The 18,094-nt window shown below is 65.4% G+C and carries 15 protein-coding genes and 1 pseudogene; 9 read left to right on the forward strand and 7 right to left on the reverse strand.

What is annotated here, in order from left to right:
* Nucleotides 1–31 precede the first annotated feature (31 nt).
* On the reverse strand, nucleotides 32–187 hold the full coding sequence (locus C1925_RS10805) for a DUF2256 domain-containing protein (RefSeq protein ID WP_108768864.1): 156 nt from the start codon (nucleotides 185–187) through the stop codon (nucleotides 32–34).
* A gap of 100 nt (nucleotides 188–287) precedes the next feature.
* Here C1925_RS10805 and C1925_RS10810 point away from each other — a divergent pair, with 100 nt between their 5' ends.
* Nucleotides 288–1,859, forward strand: coding sequence for a cryptochrome/photolyase family protein (locus C1925_RS10810; RefSeq protein ID WP_254051295.1), 1,572 nt, complete (start codon nucleotides 288–290; stop codon nucleotides 1,857–1,859).
* Nucleotides 1,860–1,953: 94 nt separating this feature from the next.
* Nucleotides 1,954–2,718, forward strand: a complete 765-nt coding sequence (locus tag C1925_RS10815; RefSeq protein WP_108768866.1) for an EAL domain-containing protein — start codon at nucleotides 1,954–1,956, stop codon at nucleotides 2,716–2,718.
* Between the two features lie 15 nt (nucleotides 2,719–2,733).
* On the opposite strand, the gene C1925_RS10820 is transcribed toward C1925_RS10815, so the two are convergent.
* Together C1925_RS10820 and C1925_RS10825 are read right to left on the reverse strand one after the other, a co-directional pair.
* Nucleotides 2,734–4,158 (reverse strand): MFS transporter, encoded by a 1,425-nt coding sequence (locus C1925_RS10820; protein ID WP_108768867.1) that lies wholly within the window; start codon nucleotides 4,156–4,158, stop codon nucleotides 2,734–2,736.
* A gap of 34 nt (nucleotides 4,159–4,192) precedes the next feature.
* Nucleotides 4,193–4,939 carry an SDR family oxidoreductase gene (locus C1925_RS10825; protein WP_108768868.1) on the reverse strand — a complete coding sequence of 249 codons (747 nt, stop codon included), beginning with the start codon at nucleotides 4,937–4,939 and terminating at the stop codon, nucleotides 4,193–4,195.
* Nucleotides 4,940–4,981: 42 nt separating this feature from the next.
* Between C1925_RS10825 and C1925_RS10830 the strand changes: the two genes are divergently transcribed.
* The 3 genes from C1925_RS10830 to C1925_RS10840 all read left to right on the forward strand — a co-directional run bounded on the left by C1925_RS10830 (nucleotide 4,982) and on the right by C1925_RS10840 (nucleotide 8,525).
* Entirely contained in the window at nucleotides 4,982–5,935 is a 954-nt protein-coding gene (locus tag C1925_RS10830) for a LysR family transcriptional regulator (RefSeq protein WP_254051296.1), read from the forward strand.
* 92 nt (nucleotides 5,936–6,027) lie between these two features.
* Nucleotides 6,028–7,263, forward strand: a complete 1,236-nt coding sequence (locus tag C1925_RS10835) for an MFS transporter (RefSeq protein WP_216821968.1) — start codon at nucleotides 6,028–6,030, stop codon at nucleotides 7,261–7,263.
* Between the two features lie 14 nt (nucleotides 7,264–7,277).
* The gene (locus C1925_RS10840) at nucleotides 7,278–8,525 is read left to right on the forward strand and encodes an arsenic transporter (RefSeq protein WP_108768870.1); all 1,248 of its coding nucleotides are present in this window, start codon (nucleotides 7,278–7,280) and stop codon (nucleotides 8,523–8,525) included.
* Between the two features lie 11 nt (nucleotides 8,526–8,536).
* On the opposite strand, the gene C1925_RS10845 is transcribed toward C1925_RS10840, so the two are convergent.
* From C1925_RS10845 to C1925_RS10860, 4 genes and pseudogenes are all read right to left on the reverse strand, one after another.
* Nucleotides 8,537–8,959, reverse strand: coding sequence for a hypothetical protein (locus C1925_RS10845; RefSeq protein ID WP_159097516.1), 423 nt, complete (start codon nucleotides 8,957–8,959; stop codon nucleotides 8,537–8,539).
* Between the two features lie 57 nt (nucleotides 8,960–9,016).
* On the reverse strand, nucleotides 9,017–9,820 hold the full coding sequence (locus tag C1925_RS10850) for an SDR family oxidoreductase (RefSeq protein ID WP_108768872.1): 804 nt from the start codon (nucleotides 9,818–9,820) through the stop codon (nucleotides 9,017–9,019).
* Nucleotides 9,821–9,870: 50 nt separating this feature from the next.
* Nucleotides 9,871–11,403: pseudogene (locus tag C1925_RS10855) on the reverse strand (GMC family oxidoreductase); the annotation flags it as partial.
* A complete protein-coding gene (locus tag C1925_RS10860) occupies nucleotides 11,397–12,740 on the reverse strand; it encodes an alpha/beta hydrolase (protein WP_108768874.1) in 1,344 nt (447 codons plus the stop codon). The gene C1925_RS10860 and the pseudogene C1925_RS10855, both read right to left, overlap by 7 nt.
* 222 nt (nucleotides 12,741–12,962) lie before the next feature.
* Here C1925_RS10860 and C1925_RS10865 point away from each other — a divergent pair, with 222 nt between their 5' ends.
* From C1925_RS10865 to C1925_RS10880, 4 genes are all read left to right on the forward strand, one after another.
* The gene (locus C1925_RS10865; protein ID WP_108768875.1) at nucleotides 12,963–14,804 is read left to right on the forward strand and encodes a glycoside hydrolase family 15 protein; all 1,842 of its coding nucleotides are present in this window, start codon (nucleotides 12,963–12,965) and stop codon (nucleotides 14,802–14,804) included.
* Nucleotides 14,805–14,842: 38 nt separating this feature from the next.
* Nucleotides 14,843–15,736, forward strand: a complete 894-nt coding sequence (locus tag C1925_RS10870; protein WP_108768876.1) for an SDR family oxidoreductase — start codon at nucleotides 14,843–14,845, stop codon at nucleotides 15,734–15,736.
* Nucleotides 15,737–15,949: 213 nt separating this feature from the next.
* A complete protein-coding gene (locus tag C1925_RS10875) occupies nucleotides 15,950–17,491 on the forward strand; it encodes a histidine kinase famiy protein (protein WP_254051431.1) in 1,542 nt (513 codons plus the stop codon).
* A 123-nt stretch (nucleotides 17,492–17,614) separates the two neighbouring features.
* The gene (locus tag C1925_RS10880; protein ID WP_108768878.1) at nucleotides 17,615–18,091 is read left to right on the forward strand and encodes a hypothetical protein; all 477 of its coding nucleotides are present in this window, start codon (nucleotides 17,615–17,617) and stop codon (nucleotides 18,089–18,091) included.
* Nucleotides 18,092–18,094: the final 3 nt, after the last annotated feature.

The raw sequence follows: 18,094 nt of genomic DNA on the forward strand, positions 1-18,094 counted from the left end.
GATGAAGGGCGCGTCTGCCGCCAGAATTCGGCTAGGCGCCCGACCGCCCACGATGGTCACGGCAGCGGTCCGAACAGTAACGCACGTGCTCCCAATCACGCGCCCATTTGCGGCGCCACGCGAATGGCCGACCACAGGTCGCGCAGATTTTCTGCGGCAGGTCTGCTCGCTTTTTCATCTTTGCCATAGTCCCTCGCCTACGCGGTGAGCGCGGAATCGGATGCATCCAGAGCGGCCTCCGCGGCGTAGACGTTCAGGTAATCAACACCCCTTCCGCCATGAACCCGATGTCCCTGCCCTCGCCCGCGCCAATGATGCCGCCTGTGACCTGCCTGCGCCTCGTGCTGGGCGACCAGCTCAATCCTGCCCACCCGTGGTTTGCCGAACGGTCGGACGATGTGGCGTATGTGCTGATGGAGATCCGCGAGGAGACGGATTATGTGCTGCATCACGCGCAGAAGATCCTGGCCATCTTCGCTGCGATGCGCCGCTTTGCCGAGCAGTTGCGCGAGGCTGGGCACCGGGTCTGCTACCTGGCTATCGATGACCCTGCAAACCGGCAATCATTGCCCGCCAATCTGAGCCTGATGTTGCAGCAGCACGGGTCCAGCCAGCTGGAATATCAGGCGCCGGACGAATGGCGATTGGATCAGCAGCTGCGCCAGTACGCGGCGGAGCAGGCCATCGCAGCGCGTTGCGTGGACAGCGAGCACTTCCTGACCACTCGCGATGAAGTGGCGCAATTCTTCGGCAACCGAGGTGGCGAGCGCTGGACGATGGAGGTGTTCTACCGCTACATGCGGCGCCGCCACGGCGTGCTGCTTGAGCCAGATGGCGCGCCGTTGGGCGGTCGCTGGAACTTCGATGCGGAGAACCGCAAGCCGTGGCCGGGCGACCCACCCGAGCCGCCGGACCTGCGGCCCACCCACGATCACAGCGCGCTGTGGCAGACGATCCACGATGCCGGCGTGGCGAGCTTTGGCGATCCCAATGCGCATGCGCTGCGATGGCCGCTGGACCGGGCCGAGGCACTGCTGCAGCTCGACGCCTTCCTTGAACATGGCCTGCCGCATTTTGGCGACTACCAGGATGCGATCAGCGCGCAGGCGTCGCGCCTGTTCCATTCGCTGCTGTCGTTTGCCCTGAACGTGAAGATGCTCTCGCCCCGGGAGGTGATTGCCCGGGTGGAGCTGGCGGGGCGTGAAGGTCGTGCGCCGCTCGCCTCGGTGGAGGGCTTCATCCGCCAGATTCTGGGATGGCGCGAATATGTCCGCGGCGTGTACTGGGCACAGATGCCGGGCTACGAGCACAACAACAGCTTCGGCCATGCCCGTCCTTTGCCGGAATGGTTCTGGACCGGCAACACACGCATGGCGTGCGTGCGCGCTGCGATTGGCCGCTCGCTGGCCAATGCCCACGCCCACCATATCGAACGCCTGATGGTGATCGGTAACTTTGCCCTGCTCGCCGGGCTGGATCCGCACGCCTTGCACCAGTGGTACCTGGGCATCTACATCGATGCGTTCGAGTGGGTAGAGCTGCCCAACACGGTGGGCATGAGCCAGTTCGCCGATGGAGGCCTCCTGGCGACGAAACCCTACGGCTCTGCCGCGGCCTATCTGCACCGCATGGGCGACCATTGCGGCCGATGCCCGTACCGCCACGACCAGCCCACCGGGCCAAGGGCCTGCCCTTTCAATGCGCTGTACTGGGACTTCCTGGCACGGAATGCGGATCAACTGAGTGGCAACCCTCGCCTGGAGATGCCCTACCGGCAGCTGGCGCGGATGCCCGCCAGCAAGCGCGATGCCATTGCCCAGCAGGCTGATGCTCTCCTTCGTAACCTGGACGCGTTGTAGCCCCACTGAAGCGTTCAGCGCCTTTATGCACCTGCACTCCGCCTTGTCGCGACCGCCAGTAGGCTGATGGCTCCTGCCGTATGAGGTGGCACGCATGCCCTCGCCCGACCGACCTGCCGGATGTGCCCTCTGCCGGGATGCGGCGCCGTTGCCATTCGAGTTCAGCTACGCATTCCAGCCTATCGTGGACATCCGTGCGCGCAGGATCTTCGCGCACGAAGCGCTGGTACGCGGTCCGGCCGGCGAGTCTGCCCATTCGGTGCTTTCGCAGGTAGTCGCTGAGAACCAGTACTCGTTTGACCAGGCCTGCCGCGAAAAGGCGATACGGATTGCAGCCATGCTGCAGATGCAGTCGCATCTGTCGATCAACTTCCTGCCCAATGCGATTTATCGGCCAGAGGTGTGCATCCGCTCCACGCTGGAGGCTGCGCGCCGGTATGGCTTCCCGATCGAGCGGATCATCTTCGAGACGGTGGAGGGCGAGAAGATCGACGATGGCAAATGGCTGGCGGAGATTCTTACGGAATACAAGCGCATCGGATTCAAGACGGCCATCGATGACTTCGGTGCGGGATTCGCAGGCCTGAACCTTCTTGCCGACTTCCAGCCCGACATCGTCAAGCTGGATATGGCCTTGATCCAAGGTGTTGACCGCAGTCCTTCGCGGCGCGCGATCATTGCCGGGGTGGTGGCCATGTGCAGCCAGCTGTCCATCGAGGTAATTGCCGAGGGCATAGAGACGGCTGACGAAGCACGCTGCCTGTCTGACCTTGGCATCCACCTGATGCAGGGTTACTGGTTCGCACGGCCGAAGTTCGAGGCGGCTGCCAGCGACAGGGACATCAGCTGGGGAGGCTGAGCCGCGGGCGGCCACTCATCCTATTGCGCTTGATGCCGCCTCTGCCGAGCGTGGGGCACTAAGGAACGCGGCGGTCGCCATCGCGATGGCGATCATTGCGCACGCCACCGCAAAGGCGATGCTGACCTGGCGGGCCCCTGCCCCATCCGGCGCCAGTGCGAAGAACACCCCGCCCACCAGTGCGACGGAAAGCGCGGCACCCATCTGCATGGCCGCGGTGATCGCGCCAGCGGCGAGGCCTGCCCAGCGAGGCTCAACCCTGTCAACATTGAGGCGCACCAGCGCCGGCAAGGCAATGCCCTGCCCGATGCCCAGGAGAAGCAGCGGCCCGACAAGCCAGCCTGGCTTGCCGGCCACGGCGAGGCCGGCAACTGCCAGCAGGGCCAGCGCTTCCACGCCCATGCCGAGCGCCGCTACCCGCGTGCCCAGCCAGCGCGACAGGCGAATCCCACAGCTCGGGCCAAGCAGTTGCCCGATGCCCAGCGGCAGGATGGCCAGGCCTGCGGAAAGCGCGTCGCGGTGCAGGCCGGCTTGCTGATACACCGCGAATGTCAGGAAGAATGCGGCCAATGCGTAGAAGCACACGGCGGCAAGCAGTCCGCGCGGCAGCCCCGAGGCGATGGTGAGGGCCGACGGTGGCACCAGGGGTGATGCGCCCATGCGCTCCAGATGTTTCTGGTACCGCCAGAATGCCGTGATCAGTGCCGGACTGGCTGCCAGCAGAGCCAGGCTCCACCATGGCCAGCCCCGCTCGCGGCCTTCAATGAGGGGAACCACCAGCGCGAGTGCGGCCAGCGCCATCAGCACGGCACCCCGGTAGTCCATCGTGCGCGCGTGTTCTGCCCGCGTTTCGCGAACCAGCAGCAGGGCTGCGGGAACGGAAAACACAATGACCGGAAGGTTGATGAGGAAGACGCTGCGCCAGCCGAGGTCCAGTACATTCACCGAGACCAGCCAGCCGCCAAGCAACTGCCCGCCAACCGAAGCGATACCGAAGGTGGCGCCGTACAGCCCCAGCGCGCGCCCCTTCTCCGCCGACGGAAACAGTGCGTGGATGGAGGCGAGTGACTGCGGCGCCATGACTGCTGCGGAAATGCCCTGCAGCAACCTGCCGGCCACCAGCATGGCGGCGGAGTCAGCCAGCCCGCAGATGGCCGACGCGAGCCCGAACCCCAGCATGCCACCGACGAAGGCGCGCCGACGCCCATGGATGTCACCCAGGCGCCCACCCAGGATGAGCGTGACGGCGTACGCCATGGCATATACCGACACGACCAGTTGGGTGACATCTGCTGATGCATGCAGATCGTTTCGGATGGTAGGCAGCGCTACGTTGACGATGAAGAAGTCCAGCGGCGGCAACAGCGTGCCTGTCAACAGCACCGCCAGGGCTGGCCAGCGCCGCGCGTCATGCACGACCGGGGTCTGATCCACGTTCATCGGTTTCTCCTTGGGTCATTCAGACCTGCGCGTATCAGCGCATGCCGCCCGAGCCGAGAATGGTTTCGCCCGTCACCCAGTCCGCGTCCGCCGATGCGAGGAAGGCAACGATCGAGGCGATGTCGGCCGCCTGGCCGATCCGGCCCAGTGGTGTCTGCTGCTCGTTCCAGGTCTGGAACTCCGAGCCCATCACGCCATTGGCATGCGTACCCTCGGTCTCGATCAGCCCGGGATTGACCGAGTTGACGCGGATGCCGCGTGGGCCCAGTTCGCGGGACAACACGCCGGTGATGGCATCGATGGCGCCCTTGGTGCCGGTATAGATGGCGCTTTCTACCGGCAGCACGCGGGTCACCACCGAACCGATATTGATGATGCTGCTGCCCTCGCCAAGGAACGGTATGGAGGCCCCGGTTACCAGCAGCGTGCCGAGCACGTTGAGGTCAAACTGTTGGCGATACAGCTCCTCGGTTGTTTCCTCGATTTTTGCGAACTGATACATGCCGGCGTTGTTGACCACGATGTCCAATCTGCCGAACGTTTCAACTGTGGCCGCGATCAGTGCGTCCACCTCTGCCTGGCGGCGGATGTCGGCGCGCACTGCCACGGCTTTCCCGCCCGCCGCTACGATCTCAGCGACCACGGCGGCGGCCGCACCTTCAGCGGATGCGTAATTGACCACCACGTGGGCGCCGTCGTGGGCCAAGCGGCGGGCGATGCCTGCGCCGATGCCCTTCGACGCGCCGGTGACCAGCGCCACCCTTCCATTCAGTGTGTCCATTGCGTGCAAGTCCGGCTCTGATTGCCCTGGTGTGGGGCGGGAGTGCATGTTGACCCCAGCAGGATTGTCTGGGGACTGTCATTGCTGCATAGTTTTCGTGCATTTTTGAACGGGCGCACGTTGGCGATGGAATGGAGTGATATCCGAATATTTCTGGCGGTGGTTCGTGGCAGGTCGCTTGGGGAGGCCGCGCGCCGCCTGGGCGTCAGTCATCCCACGGTGGGCCGGCGGGTCAAGGTGCTGGAAGACGAAGCCGAGCAGCCGCTGTTCCGCAGGACAAAGGACGGCCTGGTCCTGACCGATGCTGGCGATGCGGTACTTGCGCTGGCCGAGTCGATGGAGGCGTCCGCACTTGCAATGGAAAGGCGCTTGGCGGGACGCCAGGAGCGACTGGAGGGAGTCCTGCGGATCTCTTCGGCCGACTGGTTTGCCGCCTATGTGCTCGCGCCCAGTCTGGCCGAGCTGGCGCTGCTCCACCCGGGCGTGGTGCCGGAAGTCATCGCCAGCTACCGGCTGCTCGATCTATCCCGCCGCGAGGCGGATGTTGCCTTCCGCATCGTGCCGTTCAGCGAGCCGGATATCGTACAGCGTCGGCTGATGACCATGCCCTATGGGCTGTATGGCTCAGAGGCGACGGTGCGCGCGGTGATGGATGATCCGCGCGCGGCACGGCTGATTCTGATGAACTCGGCGCAGGCCCACTTCCCGGACGTGAAATGGCTGATCGAGACCTTTCCGCAGTCGAAACCGGCGTTCTCCAGTACCAGCCGCAGCGTCCAGGCGCAGATGTGCGCCCGCGGCCTTGGTCTTGCGGTGTTGCCCCGGCCGCTGGGTGAGCAGCTGGGCGGGTTGCATCGCATCGACGCCTTCGGGCAGCCCCCCGGGCGTGACATCTGGGTGGGCTACCACCAGGATCTGCGCCATATGGATCGGTTGCGGGCGCTGCTGGAAATTGCCGAGAAGATGCTGCCGCACTCGCCGTCGCTGGAGAAATGACCTTGCAGCGCTGACTGCCACGTCGCGGCGCCACATCGCCATCACGGCGAGGCGCGCATAACACTGGCGGCCTTCCCCCTTCCAGCAGCCCCGTGATCGACCCCACCCCCGATGCCCCCGCGCGCCGGCGCGCCGAGCGCGGCCTGGATGGCCTGAATTTCTTCCTGGCAGATGTACGCGATGGACTGGGCCCCTATCTGGCCATCTATCTGCTGTCGGTACACCACTGGCAGCCGGCCAGCATCGGTGCGGTCATGACGGTGTCGGCGATCATCGGGCTGATGACCCAGACACCTGCCGGGGCGTTGATGGACCGGCTGCACGCCAAGCGGATGACACTGGCCATCGCTGCGGTGCTGGTGACCGCGACGTGTCTGCTGCTGCCTTGGACGCAGAGCTTCGCGGTAGTGGCATCCACCCAGGCGTTGAGTGCCGTGGCGGCCTCGGTGATTGCGCCGGCCATTGCGGCCATTTCGCTGGGCGTCAGCGGGCCGCGCGCGTTCGCGCGGCGCATGGGGCGCAACGAGACCTTCAACCATGCCGGCAACGTCGTGGCGGCCCTGCTGGCCGGTGGCCTGGCCTACCTGTGGGGACCGACGGTGGTGTTCTACCTGATGGCAGCGATGACACTGGCAAGCGTGGCCGCCACGGCTGCGATTCCGGGAGCGGCCATTGACGATGCGCGGGCGCGCGGCCTGGTTGACGAGCCAAGGCAGGCGCACGCCCCCTCCCCCGCGCGGTTGCTGTTGCGGGATCGCCGGTTGCTGCTGCTGGCCGCGTGCAGCTGCCTGTTCCACCTCGCCAACGCGGCGATGCTGCCGCTGGTCGGGCAGAAACTGGCGTTGAGCAGCCCGGCCCTCGCGACCACACTGACCGCCGGGTGCATCGTGGCCGCGCAGCTGGTGATGATTCCGCTGGCGTGGCTGGTGGGGGCGCGGGCGGACCGGTGGGGGCGGCGGCCGCTGCTGCTGGCGGGTTTTCTGATCCTGCCGATCCGTGCTGCGCTCTATCCTCTGTCCGATGCCCCGGCCTGGCTGTTGAGCGTGCAGCTGCTGGATGGCGTGGGTGCCGGCATTTTTGGTGCACTGATCCCCATCATGGTGAGGGACCTGAGCGAAGGGAGCGGGCGCTTCAATGTCACCTTGGGCGCGGTCACGACCGTGTTCGGGGTGGGCGGCGCGCTCAGTCCCGCTCTGGCGGGCTTCATCGTGCAGCGCGCAGGCTATGATGCCGCCTTTCTGGTCCTGGCGGTCGTTGCCACGGCGGCAGTGCTGCTGGCGCTGAAGGTGCCGGAGACACGGGATACGCCGGCAATTGAGCATTCATGAGGTTTGGGTAGTACATGCACGTTGAAGCTTCGTCGATGATCATCTGGGCGGCCGTGGCGGCGACCATTGTCGGCCTGCTGTTCCGCCCTTTCCGCATTCCCGAATATGTCTGGGCTGTGGCCGCCGCGCTGCTGCTGCCACTGGCCGGGGCCGTGCCGGTCGCAACCTTCGTGGGCGCGGTGGCCGAGGGCCAGGATGTCTACCTGTTCCTGGTGGGCATGATGCTGCTGGCCGAGCTGGCGCGGCGCGAAGGGGTGTTCGACTGGATGGCGCTGTACGCGGTACAGCACGCGGCCGGCTCGGGGCGGCGCCTGTTCGATCTGGTATTCCTGGTCGGCACGGTGGTGACGGTCCTTCTGTCCAACGATGCCACGGCGGTTGTGCTCACCCCTGCGGTGTACGCGGCATGCCGGGTGGCCGGGGTCACGCCCCTGCCCTATCTGTTTGTCTGTGCATTCATCGCCAATGCCGCCAGTTTCGTGCTGCCCATTTCCAACCCTGCCAATCTGGTGGTATTTGGCGCACACATGCCGCCATTGCTGGAATGGCTGAAGCAGTTCGCGCTGCCTTCGCTGGCCGCCATCGCCGCCACATATGCCGTGCTGAGGCTGCTGTACCGCCGTGAGATTGCCCAGCCGATCTCGGTTTCGCCACAACAGCAGCCGCTGTCCCCTGGAGGCCGCTTGGCAGCTGGGGGTGTGGTGTTCACCGGAACGGTGCTGGTGGTCACCTCCGCACTGAATGGTCGTCTGGGGCTGATGACATTCTGTGCCGGGCTGCTGAGCGTGGCCGCCGTAGCCCTGGCGCAACGGCGCAGCCCCCTGCCGCTGCTGCGCCATGTTTCCTGGAGCGTGCTGCCGCTGGTGGCGGGGCTTTTCGTGCTGGTGGAGGCAGTCGCGCAGACCGGGGTGATCCAGCAGGCGGCGGACGCGCTGGAAGCACTGGCGCGCAGCTCGACCAGCCACGCTGGCTGGGTTGCGGGCATTGCCTCCGCCCTGCTGAGCAATGTGGCCAATAATCTGCCGGTAGGCCTGGCGGCCGGGTCCGTGGCGCAGGTGGCGGATCTGCCCGCGCAGGTGCGGGCCGCATTGCTGGTCGGCGTCGACCTGGGGCCCAACCTGTCCGTGACCGGTTCACTGGCGACGCTGTTGTGGCTGGTGGCGCTGCGACGTGAGGGCGAGCACGTAGGCGCCCTCGATTTCCTGCGTGTAGGGATCCTGGTGATGCCCCCCGCCCTGATCGGTGCGTTGCTGCTGCTGTAACTGTGGGTGATTCAGCGCGGCTTCGGCGGAGTAATGGTCACCCACGCATGGCCACCGACCTGCCGCTGTTCGAGGTACCGCTGTAAGGCGCCCATCCCACGCACCATGCGCTCGATCAGGGCGATATCCGCGGTATCGTCGGTACCCGCGTACTGCTCAGGGTCCCGATTGATCTCCGCGCTGACGGCATGCAGTCTGTCGCCTTCTGACACGAAGTGAACCCGGGCAATGCAGACGCCGGTCCAGCTACGGTGCATGTAAAGCGTACTCCCCTCGTAGTAAAGGAACCACTTGTCCTCCATTTCCAAGGGCAGCAGGCCATGCCGCACGCAGGCGGACTCTGCGGCATCGAGGTGGAAGTCGAGTTTCAGCGCGATATGGTGGGCGGGGAGCGGCTTGGTTTTCCAGTCAGCAGCGGTGGCGATGGTGGGCATCATGAACCTTGAGAGGTGCCGGCCAGCGGCCGGCACTACCTGGGCCGGCGATGGGTTTTACCCGGCCAGGGTGAAGACCGAGCCCGAGTCTACGCGGATGTTGGCGCCGTTGATGAAGCTGGCGCGTTCGGAGCACAGCAGGAGCACAGCGGCGGCGACCTCTTCGGGCCGGCCGCGGCGCTTGAGCACCATGCCGGGGCGCTCCTCATCGAGGAAGGTGCGGATGGCCTCCTCGAACGACATGCCCTTTTCCTTGGCGCGCTTGTGCATCATGGCGTCTGTCATCGGCGTATGGATGAAGGCCGGTGAGACGGTATTGATCATGATGTTGTCCTTGCCGTACTGCTTGGACAGGCCCTTGGCCAGGCTCAGCACACCCGCCTTCGAGGCGCAGTACGGCAGCTCGTCGGTATACGGCTGTACGGCATCTTCCGAGGCGAACAGGACGATGCGACCCCAGCCCTTTGCACGCATTGCGGGAATGGCCTGGCGGCACATGCGCACCGCACCCATCAGGTTGATATCCAGCGTGCGCAGCCAACCGTTGTCGTCCACATCAAGGAAATCGCCGGTGGCACCGGTGACACCCGCAGCGTTGACGTAGATGTCGGGGTCACCAAGTTCGCTGCGTACCGAGGCCCAGATGTGTTCCACATCCTTGGCATCGGTGACATCACCGGCAACGGCCATCACTTCGCCCAGCGGCGACAGTTCCTGCAGGGCTTCGTCGAGGGTGCCATCGGGTACATCGGTGATGGCCACGCGTACCCCGGCCTGCAGCAGTTCGCGTGCGGTCTGCTTGCCCATGCCCGAATCGGCGCCACTGACCAGGGCGATGCGCCCTGCTATTCCGAGATCCATGATGTGTCCTTGGTTGGGGAGGAAGTGGTGCTGCGCGGTGGCAGCGTCTGCAGGAACCGCTCGGCGGTGCGCAGGCCCAGTGCCATCTGGGTCAGCGCCGGGTTGGCGGCCAGGGCACTGGGGAAGATGGAGTTGTCGCAGATGAAGAGATTGGGGATGTCGAAGCTGCGGCCGTCGGCATCTACGACAGCGGTGTCGGCCGAGTCGCCCATGCGGCACGTACCCAGGGTGTGGGCCGAGCGCGCGGCGACGAAGATTCCGGTGGCACCTGCAGCTTCCCAGATGCGGGTCAGCTGGCTCTGGGCGTGCGCGTCCAGTGCCTTTTCGTTGGCGCCATAGCTGAAATCCACCCGCGCGCGGCGCATGCCGAAGGCATCGCGCTCATCACTGAGGGTGAGTTGGTTCCCGTCCTGCGGCAGGCACTCGCCGTTGATGCCGATGCCGGCCAGGTGCCGGTAGGAGGAAAGTGCATCCACCAGCGGCTGGCCCCACAGCCCTGCGCCGCGGGCCAGGGTGTTGGCCAGTGTGGCGGGCTGCACGCCCAGGCTCTGCACCAGGTAGCCGCCGGCGAACGAGGCGTCGTGCGGGCGCACGAAATCCTCGGTGATGAGCGAGGACGGGTAACCGCGGTTCATGCACATGTCCGCGTCAAAGCACCCCCACACCTGGGTGGCTACGTGGGCCATGAAGTTGCGACCGACCTGGCCACTGCTGTTGGCCAGACCAAGGTTGAGCAGCAGACGCGGTGTTTCCACACCGCCCGCGCACAGGAACGCCGCCGAGCACTTCACCCGGTGCAGACGATGGTCGCGCTGGTAGACCACTGCAGTGATGCGGCCATGGGCGTCGCGCTCAAGGTCAACCACCCGGCTTTCATCGCGGATCGCGGCACCATGTGCCACAGCCCAGGGCAGCCAGGAGGTGTCCATGCTGGCCTTGGCGCCATTGCTGCAGCCCTGATGGCAGGCGCCACAGTGGTTGCAGGCCTGGCGCACGCCCCAGTGCGCCTGCTGGCGCGCCTGGCTGACCAGCGCAGCGGGCGCATCGGTTGCGACGAGGCCCAGCGCGTCGCAACCGCGCTGCATGGCCTGGGCCGAGGCATTGCGCAGCACGGGCGGATAGCCGTACTGACGCGTCGGGTCCCACGGGTAGTGAGCGGGGCCCGAGACGCCGATGAAGGCCTCGACACGCCGCACGTACGCCAGCAACTCGGCATCCGCGATGGGCCAGTCCGCCCCCTGCCCCGTCAGCGACCGCAGGCGCAGGTCCCGCGGATCGGGACGCGGGCAGAACGCGCCCCAGTGGAGGGTGGAGCCGCCTACGCCCTGCCCGGAATTGTTGGCGCCGAAAGCGGTTGGGGTCTGGCCGCCACTGAGGCGCTCTTCCATCCAGTAGATATCCGTGGCCAGTTCGTCGGCGAGGTGATCATCCGGCGTGAATGTGCGGCCGGCTTCCAGCACCAGCACCGATACGCCCGCCTCCGCCAGGCGGGCCGCCAGAGGGGCACCGCCGGCGCCGCTGCCGATGATGACGGCATCGAACGATTCATGCTTCCCGTCGTTGCGGTGGGTTCGATTCAGCATGGCAGCTGCCACCCGTCGATGACCCCAGCCTGTGTGTGCTCATAGCCGGGGCTGTACGCACCTTTGCCACCCACAGCGAAACCGTCGTAGCCGATGGAGGCCCACGTCGACGGAAGGCTCATCCAGGTTCTGGCAAACAGCGCCCTCGCATCTTCAAACCAAAGTGCCCACTGCGCAGGGTCAAGCGCGGCGCTTGCGGGCGCGGCGGCGCTCTGCCGTTGAACCTGTTCCAGCAGTGCCTGCTGTGCGGCGGGCGAAAGCGTGCTGAATCCATTGGCTGCGGCATCCAGCTGATCCAGCGCCTGCGCCCAGGCATCCGCATCCTGTGGCAGGTCGGCAAATCGCCAGCCGTCGCTCTCGTGGTTCACCAGTGCGTGGCCGACGCGCAGTGCAAGGTCATCGGCATCTGCGCCGGGTACCAGTCGTGCCGCCAAGGCAGCGAGCACACCCAGACGGCGTGCGGGCAGCGCAGACTCGGTAAGCGGCAGCGGCATGGCATGTCGGGCCAGCAGACGGGCCCGCATGCGCGGTGCAACCCGCTCGGCATCCAGCAACTTGATGAATGCCGGCGGCAGTGCGCGTGCAGCCAGTGGCAGTGCCCACACCGCAATGTGGTGGGCAAGCCACTCCGGCTGCTCGACGGGAATCAGGTGCGCAGCGTCCGGCACGATGTCGACGGTTGCGTGCACGTAATGCGGCGCGTTCAGTGCACGCTGGGCGTCTTCTCCGAGGTCGCCATCCTCTGCGCCTGCCAGTATCAGCGCAGGCACGTGCAGGTGGGCCGCTTCCTCCTGCCTATGTTCGCGACTACCCTGGTTCAGCCAGGCACGCCAGGCGATGGGATCGGTGCAAAGCACGTCGAGGATGGCGGCTTCGCGGGCGGGCCCCTGCAGCGGTCGATGGGTGTTGGCGTCGATGAAGGCTTCAGCATCGGCGCGGGCGGGAGGGCCTCCGGCAAACCACTCGAGCATCTTCGCGCGGCGCGCTTCCTGCATGGGTTCCGGACACGGCGGTGATGCGGCCACCAGCACTACACCGGCCAGGCCTGCCAGGCCCTGTACCCCGTTACGGCTGCGGGCGGCAAGCAGCGTGGCGATCTTGCCCCCCATGCTGTGGCCGACGGCGAACCAGCAGGTGGGCGAACGCGCGGTGACTTCCTGCTGGAACCAGTCGACGAGGGCGTCGATGTCGGTCGCGCTGCCTGCGGAGGTTCCGCCAAAGCCAGGTATGTCCAGTGCGACACACTCGAATTGATTTCCGAGGACGCGTTGCACCGCGTCCCACTTCCGATGGCTCGCGCCCAGGCTGTGCAGGAGGAAAAGTGTGGGACGTTGCATGCAGACCTCAGCGTGTAGCGGCACGAGCATGGTCGTCGGTGTGTCCATGGAGCGTGCATGCGGGTGTCAACGGCGCGCAATGATCACGTGGCGTTGAACACTGCCTCACCCCGTTTGCGCATGCGGCTGCCTAGTTTCGATGCACCCCACGTCTGAGATGTCCATCATGTGCACGCCTATTGCTGTTCCGGCAGCCTTGCACGCTTGCCGGAGGGTGCGTTGATGTCGACGTTGCCCGAGGCTGCCTCCCTTGATGAAACGAAGATCGGCGCATCACCGGTCGCAAATGAGCGCAGGCGCAACGGCGCGCTGCCCATCGAACAATACTCGGCGCTGGGCGAAGGGCGTTCCGTCGCCTTGACCGGCTGCGACGGTTCCATTGATTGGTGGTGTGCGCCCAACATGGACAGCCCGCCGTTGTTTGATCGCCTGCTGGACGGCAGCAATGGTGGCTACTTCAGCATTGCGCCCACCGAGCGTTGCACCGTCGAACGTCATTACCGGGCGGAAAGCAACGTGCTGGAAACGATCTTCACGACGGCATCCGGCCGTGCGTCGCTGACGGAATCGCTGAACAGCGGCAACGCCGGTCGCCTGCCCTGGTGCGAACTGGCGCGGCGCATCGAGGGCCTGGAGGGCGAGGTGCGCTTTGCCGTCCACATGTTCCCGAGCACGCGTGCTCAATCGGCCAGCCCCTACTGTTCGTCCATTGGCGAGCACACGGTCTTCCATGTGCAGCGGCTGCTGGGTGTTGTGATCCATCATCCGGCGCTGCAGCTGCAGTGGACCGACGAAGGTGCATGCGGTGAATGCACCGTCACTGCCGGCGAGCGGGTGACCGTGGCGCTCGTAGTCGGCGAGGATGAGCCGCTGGTAGCACCGTCGGTGGAGGAAGTGGATGGCCGCATCGACCTGACCGATCGGGAATGGAAGGCGTGGGCACGTAATGTGTCCTACGACGGCTGGGACCGCGCCACGTTCGTGCGAAGCACGCTGGCCCTCAAACTGCTGCTGTACTCGCCCTCGGGCGCCATTGCCGCTGCCGCCACGACCTCGCTGCCAGAGCGGATTGGCGGCGACAAGAATTTCGACTACCGCTACGCGTGGGTGCGCGATGCGGGTTACACGATCCAGGCGTTTCTGGCCGCAGGTCTGGAGGCGGAATCCAAAGCGGCATTCACCTGGCTGCTGCGTCAGCTGCGCCGCCATGGGCCGAAGGTCGTATTCACCCTGGACGGTGAGATGGTCGAAACGGTGCAGGAACTGCCCATGCACGGCTACCGCGATACGCAGCCAGTGGTGAAAGGCAATCTTGCCGGCGACCAGCACCAGCATGGCATCTACGGCGACATCTTCGAGACCGCGTTCTGTTTCGTGGCGGCCGGCAACATTCTGGATGGCGCCAGCGCGGAGCTGCTTTCGCGTATTGCCGACCTCTGCGCGGACCACTGGCGCGCGAAGGATTCCGGTATCTGGGAACTGCCTGAGCTGGAGCACTACACGATGTCCAAGATCAGCTGCTGGCAGGCGCTGGCGCGGGCGGTCGAGCTGGCCGACCAGGGCCAGCTGCCGACCACGTGCCGCGACCGCTGGCAACGCGAGCGCGACCGCATCAGTGACTGGATCGAAACCCATTGCTGGTCCGATGGCCTGCAGGCCTTCGAGATGTACCCCGGCAGCGGCAAGCTGGACGCGGCGCTGGCGCTGGCGGTGCGCTTCCGCTTTGACGGCAGGGACCGCCTGCTGGCCACGCTGCGCGCCATCGACCGCGAGCTGGGCCAGTCGGACTTCCATTACCGCTACTCGGGCATGCCGGAAGAAGAAGGCTGCTTCATCGCCTGCTCCTACTGGATGGCTGAGGCCTACGCACGGCTGGGTTTCGTCGAGGACGCCCGCGCCCGCGTGGATGCGTTGAACGGCGCGCTTGGCCGTTGCCAGGGCGTGCTCAGCGAAATGGTGGACCCGGCCACGGGCCATTACCTCGGCAACACCCCGCAAGGCTTGAGCCACCTGGCCCAGGTGATGGCCATGGCCACCATTGCAGATACACAGGGCTGCCCCTGAGCGGCCCACTCTCCCCCGCCCCACGATAAGGATCGACCATGAATGATCGTCTGAAAATGCAGGATCCGCGCAGCCAGTATCCGCAGCCGCCCTTCCCCGCCCAGCCGCAGCCGGTGCCGGGCAAAGCGGCAGACATGGACCCGGTGCCGGACCACGGCGAAACCAGCTACCAAGGTTCGGGCAAGCTGAGCGGACGCCGGGCCCTGATCACCGGCGCCGACAGCGGCATCGGTCGCGCTGCGGCCATTGCCTACGCCCGCGAAGGCGCTGACGTAGCCCTGTCCTACCTTCCCTCTGAAGCGTCGGACGCGGAAGAAGTGGTCGCGCTGATCGAAGCCGAGGGCCGCAAGGCGCTGGCGTTGCCGGGTGACATCACCGACCCGGAGTGGTGCAAGGCTCTGGTTGAACGCACGGTGGAAGCCTTCGGTGGCCTCGACATCCTGGTGGTCAATGCGGCCCGCCAGCAGTACCGCGAAAGCATCGCCGAGCTGAGTGCGGAGGACTTCGACAAGACGATGAAGACCAATCTCTACGCCATGCACTGGATCTGCCAGGCAGCCGTTCCGCACCTGCCGCCGGGCGCCGCGGTCATCACCACTGCATCCGTCCAGGCGTATGACCCTTCGGCGATCCTGCTGGATTACGCCACCACCAAGGCAGGCATCGTTGCCTACACCAAGGCGCTGTCCGCACAGCTGGTCGAAAAGGGAATCCGCGCCAACGTGGTTGCGCCGGGTCCCTTCTGGACCGCGCTTCAGTCCTCCGGTGGGCAGCCGACCGAAGCGGTGACCAAGTTCGGCACCCAGGTGCCGATGAAGCGCCCGGGCCAGCCGGTGGAAATCGCGCCGATCTATGTGCTGCTGGCCAGCCAGGAAGGCAGCTACCTGACCGGTGAAGTGTTCGGCGTAACCGGCGGTGCCGGCATCGCCTGAGAAAAAGCAGCTTTATTCTGAACCGTTAAGACTGAACGCGGTCATTTTCACGCCGGTTGTGGCAAGGTGCCGGGCTCTGATGGGCCCGGCGCTATCCCGGTGATCCGATCCAACCGAGCAGGGAATCGCGTGTCGAACGATCAATTCAAAGGGTTTCCTTCGCCGTCGGTCAGAAGCGAGAACGCGTTGCCGATCGGCGACAGGCGCTCGGACATCTTTTTCAGCGCCGTGGAAACCACGCGGATGCCGATGATCATCACCGACCCGCACCAGCCCGATAATCCGATCATCTTCGCCAACCGGGCCTTCGTAGAGATGACCGGCTATGAGCGTGACGAGCTGATTGGCCGCAACTGCCGGTTCCTGCAGGGACCGGAAACCGACCCCGATGCGATCGCCGAGATCCGCGAAGCCATTGCTGAGACCCGCGAGGCGGCGACCGAGGTTCTGAACTACCGCAAGGACGGTTCGACCTTCTGGAATGCGCTTTTTGTGTCGCCGGTGTTCGATGACGACGGCACGCTGGTGTACTTCTTCGGCTCGCAGCTGGATGTATCGCGCCGGCGTGATGCGGAGGATTCGCTTCGCCAGGCACAGAAGATGGAAGCCCTTGGCCAGCTCACGGGCGGCATCGCGCACGACTTCAACAATCTGCTGCAGGTCATGTCCGGCTATCTGGAGATGATCACCGGGACGTCTGACAAGGAGCTTCCGTCCGACAGCTTCGTCAGGCGCGCCGCCACCCAGGCGCAGTCCGCCGCCAACAAGGCCGCGGTGCTGACCCAGCAGCTGCTGGCGTTCTCGCGACGGCAGAAACTGGAAGGCCGCACGGTCAATCTGAATTCCCTCGTGTCCTCCACGGTGGAGCTGGCCGCGCAGCGTGTGGGCGCGGACGTGGAGCTGCAGATGAACCTCGCACCCGCGCTCTGGAACTGCAGGATCGATACAACCCAGGCCGAGGTGGCCATCCTCAATCTGGTCATCAATGCGCGCGATGCGCTGAAGGGTCGCCCGGATCAGCGCGTGCTGCTGAGCACGCGAAATGTGGAGGTCTCCAAGGCTGCGGCCGCCAACGAGCTCGATCACCTGCCCGCGGGTCGTCTGGTCTGCATCTCGGTGCAGGACAACGGCAGCGGGATGTCGCCCGACATTGTTCGCCGGGTGATGGACCCGTTCTTCACCACCAAGGAGGAAGGTGAAGGTACCGGGCTGGGACTGTCGATGGTCTATGGCTTCGTCAAGCAATCCGGTGGAACCGTACGGATCGCCTCTGAGCCAGGCGTGGGCACTACTGTCAGCCTGTATTTCCCTGCCACGACCGATGCGCTGACCAAGGATGCCGCCCCCTCCAACATGGCCATGGACCGCGGTGGCAGCGAGCGCATCCTGATTGTTGAAGACCGCGATGATGTCGCTGAACTGGCGCAGATGCTGCTTGAAGCCGGTGGCTACCAGACCCGTGTTGCCAACGATGGGGCATCGGCCCTGGCGCTGCTGGAACAGGGCGAGGTGTTCGACCTGCTGTTTACCGATCTGATCATGCCCGGCGGCATGAACGGCGTACTTCTTGCCCGCGAGGCCAAGCGCCGCCTGCCGAAGCTGAAGGTGTTGCTGACGACGGGCTATGCCGAAGCCGGGATTGAACGTACAGATGCAGGTGGTTCGGAGTACGAGGTGCTGAACAAGCCCTTCAACCGGCAGCAGCTGTTGCGCAAGGTGCGCCTGGTTCTGGAAGGGCCGACCGGCGTTGGTTGAGTGATCATGCAATCTGCGTGGGGCAACCTGCGCTGAACTCCGGCACCGAAGTCCATTGCAAGCGCGCCGTGCGGCACCCACCTGATATTTGCGCCCGAGCATGGGCGCTCTCAGGAGAAATACATGCCGCACCATGAAAAGATCGCCTTGTCCGGCGTTGTTGAACACGTGTTCGCCCACCGCTTCACTCTGCTCGCGGACGGCCAGCCTTACCTGGCCGATCTGGGCCCGAAAGGCGCTGAAACTTTCGCCATCAAGCCCGGCTTGGCCGTTGTGCTGGAGGGCGAACGTCGCCCTTCGGAGATCAAGGTACTCAGCATTGCCCGCACCGGTGGCAAGCGGGTGCAGATCGAGCACAAGAAGCCGCACCATGGGCCGGGCCATCATGGCGAAAAGCACGTTCAGGCAGACCCGGCCGTCGTCCTGGATGCCGTGAAACAGGCAGGCTGGACATCTGCAGGGGAACCGCAGCGTCACCCCAAGCACTTTGAAGTGCTGGCCCGCCAGAAGGGTGGCGACTGGATGGAGCTGCACGTGGACTTCGCCGGCGGGATCTACAAGCAGAAGCCCGCCGCTGCGGACAAATGGGATATTGCGTGAACA

Origin of the sequence: Stenotrophomonas sp. SAU14A_NAIMI4_5 (assembly GCF_003086795.1) — a bacterium.
GTDB lineage: Bacteria > Pseudomonadota > Gammaproteobacteria > Xanthomonadales > Xanthomonadaceae > Stenotrophomonas.

Excerpts from the sequence above, each read along its gene's own strand:
- C1925_RS10810 (WP_254051295.1), top strand. The coding sequence starts at position 288 with ATGTCCCTGCCCTCGCCCGCGCCAATGATGCCGCCTGTGACCTGCCTG.
- C1925_RS10865 (WP_108768875.1), top strand. The coding sequence starts at position 12,963 with ATGTCGACGTTGCCCGAGGCTGCCTCCCTTGATGAAACGAAGATCGGC.
- C1925_RS10820 (WP_108768867.1), bottom strand. The coding sequence starts at position 4,158 with ATGAACGTGGATCAGACCCCGGTCGTGCATGACGCGCGGCGCTGGCCA.
- C1925_RS10850 (WP_108768872.1), bottom strand. The coding sequence starts at position 9,820 with ATGGATCTCGGAATAGCAGGGCGCATCGCCCTGGTCAGTGGCGCCGAT.
- C1925_RS10805 (WP_108768864.1), bottom strand. The coding sequence starts at position 187 with ATGGCAAAGATGAAAAAGCGAGCAGACCTGCCGCAGAAAATCTGCGCG.
- C1925_RS10845 (WP_159097516.1), bottom strand. The coding sequence starts at position 8,959 with ATGCCCACCATCGCCACCGCTGCTGACTGGAAAACCAAGCCGCTCCCC.
- C1925_RS10825 (WP_108768868.1), bottom strand. The coding sequence starts at position 4,939 with ATGGACACACTGAATGGAAGGGTGGCGCTGGTCACCGGCGCGTCGAAG.
- C1925_RS10815 (WP_108768866.1), top strand. The coding sequence starts at position 1,954 with ATGCCCTCGCCCGACCGACCTGCCGGATGTGCCCTCTGCCGGGATGCG.
- C1925_RS10860 (WP_108768874.1), bottom strand. The coding sequence starts at position 12,740 with ATGCAACGTCCCACACTTTTCCTCCTGCACAGCCTGGGCGCGAGCCAT.
- C1925_RS10880 (WP_108768878.1), top strand. The coding sequence starts at position 17,615 with ATGCCGCACCATGAAAAGATCGCCTTGTCCGGCGTTGTTGAACACGTG.
- C1925_RS10870 (WP_108768876.1), top strand. The coding sequence starts at position 14,843 with ATGAATGATCGTCTGAAAATGCAGGATCCGCGCAGCCAGTATCCGCAG.
- C1925_RS10840 (WP_108768870.1), top strand. The coding sequence starts at position 7,278 with ATGCACGTTGAAGCTTCGTCGATGATCATCTGGGCGGCCGTGGCGGCG.